At 51.7% G+C, this 13,886-nt stretch carries 17 protein-coding genes; 4 read left to right on the top strand and 13 right to left on the bottom strand.

Annotated elements, in window-relative coordinates:
- Window positions 1-88: 88 nt before the first annotated feature.
- The 3 genes from J0L72_03810 to J0L72_03800 all read left to right on the top strand — a co-directional run bounded on the left by J0L72_03810 (window position 89) and on the right by J0L72_03800 (window position 3,587).
- Complete coding sequence (locus J0L72_03810; GenBank protein MBN8689903.1) at window positions 89-1,237, top strand: ABC transporter ATP-binding protein; 1,149 nt, start codon at window positions 89-91, stop codon at window positions 1,235-1,237.
- Window positions 1,238-1,367: 130 nt separating this feature from the next.
- A complete protein-coding gene (locus J0L72_03805; protein MBN8689902.1) occupies window positions 1,368-2,969 on the top strand; it encodes a hypothetical protein in 1,602 nt (533 codons plus the stop codon).
- Window positions 2,970-3,050: 81 nt separating this feature from the next.
- Window positions 3,051-3,587, top strand: a complete 537-nt coding sequence (locus J0L72_03800; GenBank protein MBN8689901.1) for a hypothetical protein — start codon at window positions 3,051-3,053, stop codon at window positions 3,585-3,587.
- Here J0L72_03800 and J0L72_03795 read toward each other — a convergent pair.
- The 9 genes from J0L72_03795 to ffh are packed head-to-tail and all read right to left on the bottom strand — an operon-like array spanning window position 3,529 to window position 9,962.
- Window positions 3,529-4,437: a DMT family transporter gene (locus J0L72_03795; protein MBN8689900.1), complete on the bottom strand. Its 909-nt coding sequence runs from the start codon at window positions 4,435-4,437 to the stop codon at window positions 3,529-3,531. The two genes, J0L72_03800 and J0L72_03795, sit on opposite strands and share 59 nt — an antisense overlap.
- The gene (locus tag J0L72_03790) at window positions 4,434-5,087 is read right to left on the bottom strand and encodes a hypothetical protein (GenBank protein ID MBN8689899.1); all 654 of its coding nucleotides are present in this window, start codon (window positions 5,085-5,087) and stop codon (window positions 4,434-4,436) included. Before J0L72_03790 ends, J0L72_03795 begins: the two co-directional genes overlap by 4 nt.
- 15 nt (window positions 5,088-5,102) lie before the next feature.
- Window positions 5,103-5,477, bottom strand: coding sequence for a ribosome silencing factor (gene rsfS / locus J0L72_03785; protein ID MBN8689898.1), 375 nt, complete (start codon window positions 5,475-5,477; stop codon window positions 5,103-5,105).
- A complete protein-coding gene (nadD, locus tag J0L72_03780; GenBank protein ID MBN8689897.1) occupies window positions 5,455-6,054 on the bottom strand; it encodes a nicotinate (nicotinamide) nucleotide adenylyltransferase in 600 nt (199 codons plus the stop codon). Before nadD ends, rsfS begins: the two co-directional genes overlap by 23 nt.
- Window positions 6,051-7,325, bottom strand: coding sequence for a GTPase ObgE (gene obgE / locus J0L72_03775; protein ID MBN8689896.1), 1,275 nt, complete (start codon window positions 7,323-7,325; stop codon window positions 6,051-6,053). Before obgE ends, nadD begins: the two co-directional genes overlap by 4 nt.
- Window positions 7,322-7,885: a 16S rRNA processing protein RimM gene (gene rimM, locus J0L72_03770; GenBank protein MBN8689895.1), complete on the bottom strand. Its 564-nt coding sequence runs from the start codon at window positions 7,883-7,885 to the stop codon at window positions 7,322-7,324. Before rimM ends, obgE begins: the two co-directional genes overlap by 4 nt.
- Before the next feature lie 36 nt (window positions 7,886-7,921).
- Complete coding sequence (locus J0L72_03765; protein ID MBN8689894.1) at window positions 7,922-8,161, bottom strand: KH domain-containing protein; 240 nt, start codon at window positions 8,159-8,161, stop codon at window positions 7,922-7,924.
- A 9-nt stretch (window positions 8,162-8,170) separates the two neighbouring features.
- Window positions 8,171-8,623 carry a 30S ribosomal protein S16 gene (gene rpsP / locus J0L72_03760; GenBank protein MBN8689893.1) on the bottom strand — a complete coding sequence of 151 codons (453 nt, stop codon included), beginning with the start codon at window positions 8,621-8,623 and terminating at the stop codon, window positions 8,171-8,173.
- Between the two features lie 4 nt (window positions 8,624-8,627).
- The gene (gene ffh / locus J0L72_03755; protein MBN8689892.1) at window positions 8,628-9,962 is read right to left on the bottom strand and encodes a signal recognition particle protein; all 1,335 of its coding nucleotides are present in this window, start codon (window positions 9,960-9,962) and stop codon (window positions 8,628-8,630) included.
- Between the two features lie 84 nt (window positions 9,963-10,046).
- Here ffh and J0L72_03750 point away from each other — a divergent pair, with 84 nt between their 5' ends.
- Window positions 10,047-10,262, top strand: coding sequence for a hypothetical protein (locus J0L72_03750; protein ID MBN8689891.1), 216 nt, complete (start codon window positions 10,047-10,049; stop codon window positions 10,260-10,262).
- 97 nt (window positions 10,263-10,359) lie between these two features.
- On the opposite strand, the gene J0L72_03745 is transcribed toward J0L72_03750, so the two are convergent.
- The 4 genes from J0L72_03745 to J0L72_03730 form a co-directional block, all read right to left on the bottom strand.
- Entirely contained in the window at window positions 10,360-11,835 is a 1,476-nt protein-coding gene (locus J0L72_03745; protein ID MBN8689890.1) for an alkaline phosphatase, read from the bottom strand.
- A gap of 29 nt (window positions 11,836-11,864) precedes the next feature.
- Window positions 11,865-12,110, bottom strand: coding sequence for a hypothetical protein (locus J0L72_03740; protein ID MBN8689889.1), 246 nt, complete (start codon window positions 12,108-12,110; stop codon window positions 11,865-11,867).
- Window positions 12,111-12,532: 422 nt separating this feature from the next.
- Complete coding sequence (locus J0L72_03735; protein MBN8689888.1) at window positions 12,533-13,198, bottom strand: LamB/YcsF family protein; 666 nt, start codon at window positions 13,196-13,198, stop codon at window positions 12,533-12,535.
- Window positions 13,195-13,800: a carboxyltransferase domain-containing protein gene (locus J0L72_03730; protein ID MBN8689887.1), complete on the bottom strand. Its 606-nt coding sequence runs from the start codon at window positions 13,798-13,800 to the stop codon at window positions 13,195-13,197. Before J0L72_03730 ends, J0L72_03735 begins: the two co-directional genes overlap by 4 nt.
- Between the last annotated feature and the right edge of the window lie 86 nt (window positions 13,801-13,886).

Below are 13,886 nucleotides of genomic sequence, written 5' to 3'. Positions count from 1 at the left end.
CAGGATTTTGAGCATCCCGGAAGCAGGTAATTTGAAGTTTCTTTTTTGGCTATACTGAGTTCGCGCGTTCACTTTTGGAGAGCATGATTTGGCAGGCGTAACATTTCGCAATATCAGCAAGGTTTTCGGCTCGAATGTCCGGGCCGTCGACAACCTAAACCTGGAAGTTCAGGACAAAGAATTTATGGTTCTTGTCGGCCCGTCCGGATGCGGCAAAACGACCGCACTACGGATGATTGCCGGGCTTGAGGAAGCCACTGATGGCGATCTGATGATCGGCGAAAAGCGGGTCAACGATGTCCCACCGAAAGACCGAGACATCGCAATGGTGTTTCAAAACTACGCTCTATATCCGCACATGACGGTGTACGACAACATCTCCTTCGGATTGCGTTTACGCGAGCTTGGCGGAGTTTTTTGGCAAATCACTCACGCCGCCGAGGCCAAAAAGATCAAAGAGAGCATCGACCAACGAGTCAGGGAAGTCGCCAAACAACTTTCCATTGATCATCTCTTGCATCGACTTCCGAAAGAACTGAGCGGTGGACAGCGCCAACGCGTGGCTCTTGGCAGAGCGATTGTGCGAAAGCCAGCCGTGTTTTTGATGGATGAACCCCTTTCCAATCTTGATGCGAAATTACGTATTCACACCCGCGCGGAACTGATTCGATTGCATCGGGAACTGGGGATTACGACCATCTATGTGACGCACGACCAGGTTGAGGCAATGACTATGGGGCAGCGCGTGGCCGTGATGAAAGATGGCCTGCTGCAGCAGTGCGACTCGCCTGAAAAGGTTTACAACGAACCCGTCAACAAGTTCGTAGCTGGCTTTATTGGCTCGCCACCGATGAATTTTGTCGAAGGATCCATCAAGAAGGAATCTGGCAAAACCTGGTTTGATTGTGGCGATTTCAAGCTCCCGCTTCCAGAAGGTAGGGGCACATCCGCTGCGGACGGGCAGAAGGTTTTCTTGGGCGTTCGCCCTGAGCACATCTATGATGCCTCGATGAATAACCCTGTCCCAACGACCCCTGAGAACACGATTGACGCTAGGGTTGATGTGATGGAGCCTCTTGGGCACCAATATATCGCTTATCTGAAGGCGGGCGAACACCAATTCCAGGCGAGCCTTGATAGCGGATCGAAGCTCAAAGTGGATGACCCAGGCAAATTTGCAATCAATTTGGGTGCCCTTCACATCTTTGATTTCGAATCTGAAATGGCGATCCATTAAGAACCCGTAAATTCCCTGGCAATATCACCAGGTTCGAGTTCTAACTCATGCGAAATTTTTTCATTCGTCTGTATACTTTTGAATGTCTCAACTTAAATCGATTGGGACATTGTGAAAGGGAAGAATTTAGATGAATAAGACACTCGCACTAGCCGGAATGCTGGCGATTACAGTTTGCGCAAATGCACAGGCGCCAACTTTTCGATTGACAAAGACAATCGTGATGCCAACCTCGATCTCGGGTTCCGATCCGTTGTTGGGTCAGCTCGTGAATAGCGTTGTCGTGTTGCCATCAGGAGAGATGTTTATCACTGGTGCACCAACAGGCACAGGTGTAACCTCCGTGAACTTGCTCAAGTTGACAAACTGGTTGACTCCAAACGGCGTGATGACTGTAGCTCGAACCGACACTCAGACCAACGGTCGGTCCACTGAAATCATGTACAACGGCACCTACCTGTTCTGGGCAACCTCGATTGGTCAAGGCGCTACGAGCAGCACCGACTTTGGCACGAACCAGATGGAAGTGTTTAAGGTGAACCCAGCAGACGGTACGCTGGTCCCAACGACGACGGTAACGAATCCGTTCTTTGATGGAATTCTCTCAGCAGCTGAAATGAGTTCACTCGTTAGCTCAGGAACTGGAATTCAAGACATCACGATTGACCCTCAGAACAACGGCGCAGGTGAAGCTCTGGCAACAGACCGAAACGGTAGCCGCGCAGTTCAACGCTATCTCAGCGGTTCGGGCGGATCCACTACTACGATCCTGCCGGGCGCCTCGCCGATCTTGACTTCGCCAAATACTCCTCGATCGCTCTCGTTCGATTCGACTGGTAACGGCGTTTTCATGCGACACGAGAACGACCTGATTCGATTCAATCGCACCGCATTTGGCCAATTGGACAACGGCGTTCGAATCGCAGATCTCACCAACGTGCCAAACGTTCAGTTCCAGAACAGCTTGATCGTTCCAGCAGGTACTGGATACGACGAGTTCTTCATGATGAACGACTTCAGCTTGAATGGCGCTGCAAACCTCGTCACACCAACCGACCCGATCAACTCCAATGGTCTCGTGATCATGGGTAACGCTGCTACTGGCGATCGAACTGGATATCCAACGATCGGTTCTGCAACCTTTGGTTCGCTGACTCCGACCTTCTCGATTCCATTCTCGACCCGCGCAGTTAACTTCTCCTACGCAAGCGTAGGCGGTACTCCATACGTGTTCGTTTGTGCAAACACTTCAGGATTCAAGGCTGTTTACGTTTACCAATTGAACGCTGACGGACAAGTTGACCTGACCAAGACCCTGACGAGCTGGGTGGGTTCGGACCGCACCATTAGCGTCGAAGTTCGCGATCCAGCTAACGCCAATGCAGTTGTCGATGTTCTTAACATTGGCGGCGCTAACGGTACGGCAAGCTCATCAACGATGTACTCCACCTTCCGCGGCACAGCTGATCTGTACTGCAAGCCAGAAGGCTATCTCGGAAAGAAGGTTGCAGGAGTGTCACTTGGTTCTTCAGCAGCTAGCGCTACGTTTAGCTTCATCTGCGGTGACGTGGACGGCGACGACGAAGTCGGTGCAAATGACTTCGATACCGTCGTTCTCAACTTCGGTGTCAGCCCAGCGACCATCGCTCAAGGCGATGTCGATGGCGACGGAGAAGTGGGTTCAACCGACTTCGACATCGTGGTTGCAAACTACGGCCTTACTGGAGACTAATCCAGTTCGGAGATTAGAAACAAAAATGCCCTGCGAGATCACTCGCGGGGCATTTTGTTGTCGTAAAATAGGGTTACTGCCATGAAAGAGCGGTCAGAATTTGACCCCAAAGGCGATTTGCTTTTGAAGTACGCGATGGACAAGAGACGCCGCAGTCTCACCATCAAGGCAGTTCTCTGTGCGGCTTTTTTGGCCTTGATTGGCATCAACTACTATGTTGGGGTCGTCCGGCACGATTTCCGTTTAGTTGGCGTGGAGCTCGCGATGATCGCGGGACTTTTGATCTTCGCCATTTGCATCACCCTGTCTGTGATCTTGTTTTGGCTCAATTGGAACATCGCTGATGCCGCGATTGGTAAAGGGGACACTCGGCCAAAGGCGATTTCTCTGATCGTTATCGCTTTTGTTAGTGCAGCGTCAGCAGCGATCTTTGCTGCGATGACTATTACAGAAAAGGGGTCGCCAATGATCCCTCTTGGACTGTTTGCGCTGCTGTTCTGGCTTTTTGTTACGGTGAATGGCCTAGGCTATCTCTCGAGATTCTGGGCGGAATACTCGCTTAAGCGACCGCGGTTTCGGCAACAGGACGAGGCTTCTTCGCAATCGCAACTCCCGTAAGAACAACGATCATCCCAGCGATCTGCCACGCCGTCGGTGGCGTATGGAGCAGGATTGCAGCAAACAAACTGGCCATCACAGGAACACCGAATTGATATAGCATGGCTTGGCTCGCACCAACCTTTTTGACACCATCGAAGAACGCGAAGAATCCATAAGCGCCTGCTAGGAAGCTGACGTGGGCAAATTGAGCCCAATCGAACGCGGTCAGAGTCGTCCAATGCGTGGAAACGAGCGATTGGTAACCGTAGGGAATCAAGACGAGCAATCCACCCGGCATCGACAAAGTCAGCACCAAGAGAGGGTCGCGTTCCTTGGTGCGATGTCGACTGTAGACGACCGTTGCTGCCCAGCAAAACGCCGAGACAAGAATCAAGATGCTGCCCAACAGCTCATTCGTACCGGCGGCATGAGCCGGACCGACCACCATTCCCACTCCGACAATCGAAAGTGCAACACCGATCAGAGCTGCAAATCGAAACTTCTCATGCTTCAAAATGACATCAATGAATAGCACCCAAAGCGGGGAAGTCGCCAACAAGATTGCGCTTTGGGACGGGAGAATCAGCTTCATGCCTTCAAAGAAGAGCACCGTGTAAATCCCCATCGAAAAGAACCCAAGGAGCAGAAGCCGAATAGATTCCTTAAGATCGGGATAGCAGAGTGGCATTCGCCTGAGTTTGCAAATGACAACAACAGCCAATTGCATGACAAGAAATCGCCCCAACGCAAGCCCCGAGGGCTCAAAGGCGTGATACAACTGCTTGATTGCGATGAAGTTGTAGCCCCAAGCGAGGACTACTCCAAAGAGCGGCCAACTGAACGCTGAATGGCGCTTTTCAGGATTCAAAAGGGCCTGTCCACTGGGGGAACGGGACGCTCCTTCTTGGCTACCTTCACCGCTCGTTTGGCCCGTGAGCTAGCATCGTTTACAGACCAAACGTAGGCCGCGAGCGCAAAAAACAGGGGAATGAGAATCATTCCATTGAACTCGGTAGCTTTAGTTTTGCCGATGCCCACCATTCCCATTAAGCCCGAAAAACCATTTGGGATCAAGGACGCCCAAACCATGCTCGCAACAAATACGCCAGCCATCGTCAAACCGGTAGTCAGATCACCCATAACGATCTGCCCGGCACCAGGAAAGAAGCCAGAGAGAAGGGAAGCGGCCTTGGTGAACTCCGCCTTATCCGAATACGATAAAGGATCTCCGGCACCGAGTTTTCGGAGCACCGCTTCACCATATAGCCCCTCGATTTGAGGATGAATCGGGTAAATCAGAACGGCCTCGCTTAAGAGTGCTTCTGCCTTGGCATACTGCTTTCGAGACATCAAGTCTTCGTGCAACGCCAATATGACTTCGGCGGAGCCGGGAGCAATGGCCGCGGCTTCTTCAAGCGCTTTGGCGGCCAGGTCTTGATTACCACGCATTATAAAAACCGACATTTGCCGCAAAAGCTGTTCGGCTTTCTCTTGCTGCTCTGGGGTCGGCTTTTCCATGAAGATTCTCTATCGCTAGATTAGGTCTGAATTCGGCTGCATCGAGTTCCAGAGCGATTCCAGATCATAGAATTGACGTCTTTCTTCGCGCATGACGTTCAACACCACATCGCCAAAATCGACCAGAGCCCATCCCGAACCGGACGAGAGTTCGCTGCGATGTGCTCGAATACCGAGTTCTCGCATCTTCTCCAATGCGCGTTCTGTTATCGAATTGACGTGGGTGTCACTGTTTCCGGTGCAGACGATGAAGAAATCAGCGACGGAAGTCTTGGCGCGCACATCCAAAACCTCGATGCGATCGGCCTTGATATCGTCGATAAACTCGACGATCTTGTCCTTCTTCTCTTCAGAAGTGAGTGTGTTTTCAGCTTTGTTTGTAGAGTCCATTTTGCAAAATATATTCGGCCACCAGCGGGTGAACCAGGTCGGTTATGTCGCCACCACGGCGAATCAAATCTCTAATTTTCGTGGAGGAAATCTCGTTTGGCTCCATTTCAAAGAGGTCAAGCTTGTGGGCTAGCCTCGATGTGTTGGTCTCCATGATTTCTTCGATATCGGTGCCCGGTCGGACGGTCACCGCCAACCGGCACATTCTCAAAATTCGATCAGGGTAATGCCAACCAAAGAACCCGTTGAGCGAATCGCCACCCAAAATGAGCCAAAAACTCGCTCCAGGCATTCCTTTTTGCAGTTCTTCGATGGTGTCAACGGTGTAACTTGGCCCACCGCGAGTGATTTCTAGGTCCGAAACCATCATGCCAGGCTCGTCCGAAACCGCCTTTTCGACCATCTTCAGCCGCTTGTTTGCACTTGGAGTACCTTCAACTTCGGCTTTCAAAGGATTGCGATTTGCCGGCACCCAAAGGACAGCGTCAAGACCAAGTTCGGCCTTTGCCGCCTTTGCCACTGCCATGTGCCCCAAATGGGGAGGATTGAACGAACCGCCAAGAATTCCGATCTTCATGCTTGATCCGTAAATTGGAAAACGGCACTACCCACATAGACCGTATCTCCTTCTTCTGCGCCCGCCTTGCGCAACGACTCGATGACTCCCATTCGCGCCAATCGGCGATGAAGGTAACGGACCGCATCACGATTGGTGAGTTCGGTCATCGCGACCATGCGATTGACTTTCTTGCTGATGATCTCCCATCCGCCTTCTTGGGCCTTAACGACGTGAATTTCATCCTCAACAACCTTCGGCTTTACCACCAAGTTGACTTCAAGCGGAGCCTCATCTTCTGCCTTCTCGACCTGCTCCAGCATCGCGAAGAGAAGGGGATCGATATTCGTACCTACGGCAGCGGACACGGCGTACATCGGGAATCCGAAGTCAGCAAATTTGGATTTGATATCCTCGAGCTCTTCCGCGCTCACAAGGTCGGTTTTATTCAAAACGATGATGCGAGGGCGATCGAAAAGCTCTTGCTGATATTGCTTGAGCTCGTTTTCGATCAAATGGAAATTCGTGATCGGATCGGTTTCGTCGATCGGGTTGATATCAACAACATGCACCAGAATCTTGGTCCGTTCAGCATGCTTCAAGAATCTGTGGCCAAGCCCGATTCCTTCGCTGGCGCCCTCGATCAAACCCGGAAGATCGGCGACTACGAACGTCTGATCGGCAATGCTCACCACGCCGAGATTTGGCGTGATCGTTGTGAATGGATAATCCGCGATCTTTGGTTTTGCGGCACTGATTCGGCTGAGGAGAGTGCTCTTTCCGGCATTAGGAAGCCCAACCAACCCGATATCCGCCAGCAACTTGAGTTCCATTCGGACCTTGCGGGATTCGCCTGGTTCGCCCTTCTCGGCAAAATTCGGCACCTGGCGTACGCTGGAAACGTAGTGCAGATTTCCGTGCCCTCCACGTCCACCTTTGCAGATGATGAACTTCATCCCGTGGATATTAAGGTCCACGAGCTTTTCGCCCGTTTCGACGTCGTAAACAACAGTACCAACTGGAACCTTGAGTTCGATCGACGCGCCATCTTTGCCACGCTTGTTCAGAATTGCGTGAACGCCGTTATCTGCGCGGAATTTTGAACTCAATTTGAAATCGTATAGGGTGCGCTTATGCTGCTCGGCGATCAGGATGATGTCGCCGCCTTTGCCCCCGTCCGATCCATTTGGCCCGCCTCTTGGGACGTGCTTTTCGCGGTGGAAGCCAACCGCGCCCGATCCACCAGTACCACTGGTGAAATCGACTTCAACTTCATCTATAAAATTACTCATTGGGCCTCCTTTGTTGATTTTTTCTTCTTAAACAACCGATTTCGATTCTTTGACTTTGCTTGTGGAGCAGGCTTTGGGGCGGGTTCTTCGCCTTCCATACCAGGAATCAATTGAACTTCAATCGTGTCGGTATCGAAGTCAATCATCTTCACAAACTCTTTGATCGCAGGGATCATGATCTCTCCGACCACCAAAATCTCATGGGCAGGGTAGTCGAGAACTTCATCCAACCGGCCCAACTCACGGCCGTTTTGATCGACGACTCGCATTCCGATCAGGTCTGCCGTATAAAACTCGTCTTCGTCAAGCTCAGGGCGATCTTCGGCCGGCACGCAGAGAAGACATCCTCTGAGGGATTCTGCTCCCTCTGGAGTGCTGACTCCACTTAGCTTGATCCTTGCTTGACCTTTGTGCCAGCTCGACCAGGTGATTTTGTATTCCGATTCACCTATCCAAAGCTTTTGTCCCACATCGAATCGTTCTTCGAAGGAAGTCATCGATTCGACTTTGACTCTTCCATCAATGCCAAAGACCCCAACCACCTTCCCAACGGGAACCATGTCTGGGGCCTTTGAATTGCGACTCGAAGTCAAGAACTAGTCCGTATTGACTTTGACATAGCTTCGGCGCCGAGCCTTTGCTGCGGCAGCGCTCACCAAAGTACGCAAAGCAGAGATAACGCGTCCATTTTTGCCGATCATTTTGCCCACGTCTCCGGGAGCAACCGAAATGTAGTAAACGGTATCGCCGCGCTCATTTCGAACGTCGACGGAAACCGATTCCGGCTCGCTGACGATGGACTTGACCAAATGATCTACTAACTGTTCGTGATCCATAACAGGAGATTATTCGGTCTTGGCTTCTTCAGCTGCGGGTGCTGCTTCTTCAACTGCGGCTACTTCTTCGGCTGGAGCGGCTTCTACCGGAGCAGCTTCTTCCTTAGCAGCAACTGGAGCTGGAGCAGGTTGCTCAATGACGGACTTTGCCGATTGAGCTGCAACACGCTTATCCAAAAATTTGTACTTTGCCTTTTGATTCGGGCGAGCCTTGAAAAACTCGTCCAAAACGCCTGCTTTCTTGAGCAAAACGGCAGCGGTTTCTGTAGGTTCTGCGCCGTTCATGAGCCAATAGAGAGCGCGCTCATTCTTGACAGTGATGTGCTTTTCTCGTGGGACCGGATTGTAGGTGCCCAAAATTTCAGCAAACGCCCCATCTCGACCAGAAGTGGACTTTGTCACCACAAGTCGGTAGAAAGGTCGTGCCTTTGTGCCTTTTCGTTGAAGTCGAATCTTAACCAATAATTTATCTCCTAAATCGCTTGTTCTTTTTGAGTCGCTGTTCGAGTTTTGAAAACTGCTTGAATTGTTTTCGCGTTTCGTAAAGCTGCTGGATCAATCGGTTCACCTCTTCGACAGGCACACCCGAGCCAGCGGCAATTCTTTTCCGCCTCGAACCATTGATTATATCCGGATTGCCACGCTCTTTTGGAGTCATTGACAGGATAATTGCTTCAATCCGGTTCACATGACCATCATTTATACTGTTCAACGCCTCTTCTGGCAGCGCAGTCGATAGCCCCGGAATCTTCTTCATGATCGACTGGATCGGCCCCATCTTCCGCATCATCTGGAAGTTCTGGAGCATCATGTTGAAGTCCATCTGCCCTTTTTTCAGGGCGTCTTGCATCTGATCTTTGTCTTTTTGATCAATGGCGAATTCGGCTTGCTCGATCAGTCCGAGAACGTCGCCAAACCCGAGAATTCGGTCCGCCATCCGCTCCGGATAGAAAAGGTCCAGCGCAGATACTTGCTCGCCAAGGCCAATAAATCGCACGGGAACGCCTGTCACAGACTTGATGCTGAGAACCGCACCACCTCGGGTATCGCCATCCAGCTTTGTGAAAATCGTTCCGGTCAGCTTGAAACGATCGTCGAAAGCCTTTGCCACATTCACGGCTTCTTGGCCAGTCGTCGAATCCAATACCAACAAAGTCTCATCGGGACTCACGGCCCGATAGATCTGGGCGAGTTCGTCCATCAAGCCCTCATCAATGGTCAATCGTCCAGCGGTGTCCACCACCAAAACATCGCAGAACAGATATTTCGCGCGTTCTAGCGCCTTCTGAGCAATTTGGGGCGGGGAAGAGCCATCTTGCAAAGCGAAAACGGGAACGCCAATCTGCTCCCCCAAGGTCTCCAATTGCTTGATTGCCGCTGGACGCTGGACGTCGCAAGCGGCGAGCATCGGCTTTTTCCCTTGGCGCTGAAGCCATGCACAGAGTTTTGCAGACGTCGTCGTCTTACCGGAGCCTTGCAATCCGCACATCAAAACGACAGTCGGAGGGGAAGAGCTCCAATTAAATTTGGTTTCTGCGCCACCAAGAATCTCGCGCAGCTTGTCCCGGACAATCTTGATCAGTGTTTGGTCGGCATCGAGGCTTCCAAAAAAGTCCTGTCCGACGGCCTCGGCCTTCACGGAGTTCACAAACTCCTTGGCGACCTGGAAGTTGACGTCCGCCTCGAGCAGGGCAGTCCGAACTTCCCTCATGAGCTCGTTGACATCATCTTCAGACAGCTTCCCCTTGCCCCTCAGTCGGGCAAATCCCTGGGCTAAGCGTCGGGTTAAGTTGTCCAGCATATTTTTGACATTGTACCGGGCAGATCAAACCTAAACCTTTGCTTCAAGTTCGCCGACACTTGAGACTAAGGGATTTTGATATTCATGTCGAACAACAACGGTTCAAAGAAGAATTGGAACAGCGCGGCCGCCTGGGCCGCATTTGGAATTGCGATTGGCGCGGGCGTCGCTCTTTACATTGCAACAAAAACAAAGGATGGCGAATCCAAGTTGACGGAAACGCTAGAAGACCTCTTTAAGATTTGTGAAACGGATTGCAACTTGCTCGAGTCTCAGATCGGAAACGCCCGAGCTAGCTAATCCCAGCCCGGGCTTCTCCACCGTGATTATCATTTTCTGATAATCATTATTATGTTACTATTGAATTGTTGCCACGGCTAGTGGCGATTACGCGGCCCTATGCCCACAAGATTTCTGTGTTCAGCGCCGTGATTGTCTCCTTGTATCGCAGCCCTTCTTCATAAGTCATCGTTGGATTCGTGTGCTTGATTCCTCGGTGGCTCAGCAATTTATTGAAAACGGAAATGTTTTCGTTCGGCCCCGCAAAATCTTCCGCGCCCGGCCCGAACGCCGTCAAGATCGTGTATTCGGTGCTGTGTTGACGCCCGCTCCAACAAACGTGAGTTACGTTACTGGTTGCAATCGCCAGCGCGCTATGGACCGTTCGGTATTGTTCGATTCCGATCAGGGATCCAGCGGTGGCAACGGCGTCGGTGACGAGCTTCAGGCCAGACTTGTCGAGCGAAATTCCGAGATACATGTCAATTAGATCATGAATGTCCGCGTCGGACTTGCCCGGGAACAGTTTCACTAGCTCTTCATAGCTCTTCGACATCTTGTGTGGCGTCTTCAGTCCTGCGGTCGAATCGAAATACTCATTGCCTGCGCCGATCAATCCAGGATTCGAATTGCCGTGGTCACTGGTCACAACGATCAATGTGTCATCTCGGCTCATTGCGTAATTCAGCGCAACTTGCATTGCTTCTTCAAATGCGATCTGATCAAATAGGATGCCGCCGAAGTCATTCGCGTGCGCGGCGTGATCTACTCGACCGCCTTCTATCTGCAAAATGAATCCTTCGGGTGATCCGTCTAGCATCTTGATGGCGCTTTCGGCCATTTCAGCCAGCGTCGGAACCGCCTTCACAAGCTTGATGTCGTTATCCCGGTCGATCGTGTAGGGAATTTGATCATCGGCATATAGCCCCAAGAACTTCCCTCCTTGCTTGCTATTCGCTGAATCTGACCGGTTGGTGTGGACTTCGTAGCCCGCCTTGATGAACTTTTCACGCAATTCTGGGCTAAAGAACTTCCCTCCGCCTCCCATCAGCACGTCAACGCCCAGCTTCAAGTACTTTTCCGCGATGATGGCTTCCTCTGCCCTGCTCCAGTGCGAAATGGAGAACCCGGCCGGAGTTGCGTGAGTGATGCTACAAGTCGTCACCAAGCCTGTCCGCATCTTTGCTTCTTCTCTTAACAAAGAATAGAGAGGCCTTAATTCGGTTTTATCGGGCAGCGTGTTGAGCATCCGATTCCAGACGTGGACGCCGCTTCCCCATGAACTGCTTGCCGCAGCAGAATCAGTCACCAGCGAACTCAGTGAGTGGGTGATCATGCACCCACGAATGGCCTGCTCGTGCCGCATGAATTCCATCCAGTGACTGCTCTTGCCATGCTCTTGGCGCATGTATTGGTCACACAACGCCGGAACGCCCGCACTCATTCCGTCGCTAACACAATAAATGATGTTCTTGGCTTTCTTCGGTTTTCGGGACTTTGGGGAGCCCGAATTGGCCAGCGAAGGCAGGCCAAAAGTTGCCAAACCGGCACCAATTCCCAGAATTCCGCGACGACTGATTTGACTGTGTGACATGAGGTTATTTTAGTTGAATCCGATTAAGATTAGGTTACGAGTTTGAACGTTATTTTGTGACCGATTCCGGCGCGGGCCAGTTTTGGAATGTCTTCCTGGATCACCGTCGCCACGTGGGCATATCCCCCGATCGTGGGTCCATCCGGCCCCAAAACGATGACATCTCCCCCTGGAGTCAACTGCACCGCGCCTACAACTGCTGGCCGGCTCTTCTCCAGACCTGGTGCGCCGACCTGCAGCCCTCGGAGTAGCCTTCCCTTTCGATCGCTTCTCATTCCAACTTCAAGTTCAATATTTAGAATTCGACCACAGAACACCGGATCAATTTCTCGAACACTTATTTCTTGGTTTTCGGCCTTGTATCCCAACAACGACTCATCATATTGTTCGGTTCCGGATGCAACATATGTCACTGCTCCTGGAGTCCCAAGTGGCAGTTGCAACCGCTCACCTTCAGCCAATTTAACGATCTGCGAGAACCGTCGCTCACCGGTGACCGCAACAAAGCACTCCTGTTCAGCCACGAACTCAGCCCCGCCGTATCCGTGACACTCAAAAGCCTGAGTCGCTCCGACGGCTTGGATCGCAGATTCAAAACTCTCCCGATCGAGAGGACCTCGAATCGGAACTCCAAACCGCCTCCTCCCGCCGACTGCCTTTCCGACAATTACAATAACATCGGTTGGAAGGAAAACTCTTAGCAAAACTCAAACCCCATTTCTTCGCATGCGATGCGAACATGGCGCGCTAACTTCCCTGCCCCTGGGCGGTCTCCGTGGATGCAGAACGTCTCGATTCCTAGCTTGGACAGCTGTTGAACTTGACTAACCATTTGGTTAATGTCCTCGAGTTCTGCACCAGATTCACCACGAGGAATCAGACCCCTAAATTCCGGCAAATACCCTCGCTCCACGAACCCTTCACGGATGAACCTCACACGCGCTTCGTTGGTAATCGCTTCGATGCTAGAACCAGGAATTCCCATCAAAGGCAATCCAATATCCCGAATGCATTGGACAAACTCGTCGTGGTCAACCCTTAAAAATGAATATGCCGCGCCGTGAGGTTTGATATATTTCGCATCGGGAATAGCAGATGCGCCTCTCCGGCATTGTTCAACCAAACTCTCAATCCAATCCTGAGATTCCTCTAATGAAGGCACGCGGCGACCCATCGATTCTCGGTCAGGAAACCCGGGATGAAGTCCAATTTCGACGCCCGCATCCCGCGACAATTGCGCTGTCATCAGGGTGACATCCGAGTTCCCTGCGTGTTCTCCGAGCCCAATGTTGGCCTGTTGGATGACTGCCAGCAATTCGATATCTTCGCCGAAACCTTCCCCAATGTCCGCGTTTAGCTTCATAACTTCTTGCCAACCATTTGGTTAAATTCAGCTTCGCCAATCCGAGTGAGTTTGAGCGCATCACCGGGTGAAATTGGGAAAAAGTCTGTCCCTTCGTCGGCGATCTGTAACGGCGTTCGGCCAATCAGATTCCATCCTCCCGGAACTTCTGCGGGATAAATCCCAAGCTGACCAGAAGCTATGGCGACCGAACCGGACGGAACTCTTGCCCTCGGCGTTGGGCGCCGCGCCAAGTTTTCGAGAATGCTTGGCAACCCAGAACAATATGGAAATCCAGGGACAAAGCCAATCGCAAAGCAGGTGTACGTCTGGTCGCAGATCAATTTCGAGAGCTGATCGACGTCCAAGAGTAGCCTTTGGCAGACCTCCCGCGTGTCTAGACCAAGCTCAAAACAAACTGGCAATTCGTGTACCCGTTGGCTCAGCTTCGATGAATCCTGAATCGCATCGAGCACCGCGCTTTCCCAAGCCACTTCGTCGACTTCGCCATACAAGCCAATGGATTCGAAGGCACCGACCACTTCGATACATCCTGTTGGAAGTTTTTCGACAAGGCGGGCGACAGCAGCGGGCGCGACTCCAGGCTGGAGTCCATGAAACAACAAGCAATCTTCGGAAAGCCTAATTTTTTGCACAACCTGACCGTAGGACTGTATACCTATTGCGACGTAACGCGAGGAAAGCTAGT

Source organism: Armatimonadota bacterium (assembly GCA_017303935.1).
Lineage (GTDB): Bacteria > Armatimonadota > Fimbriimonadia > Fimbriimonadales > Fimbriimonadaceae > JAFLBD01.
Note: the sequence above shows the minus strand (reverse complement) of the source record. Positions and strands in the feature narration are given on the sequence as shown.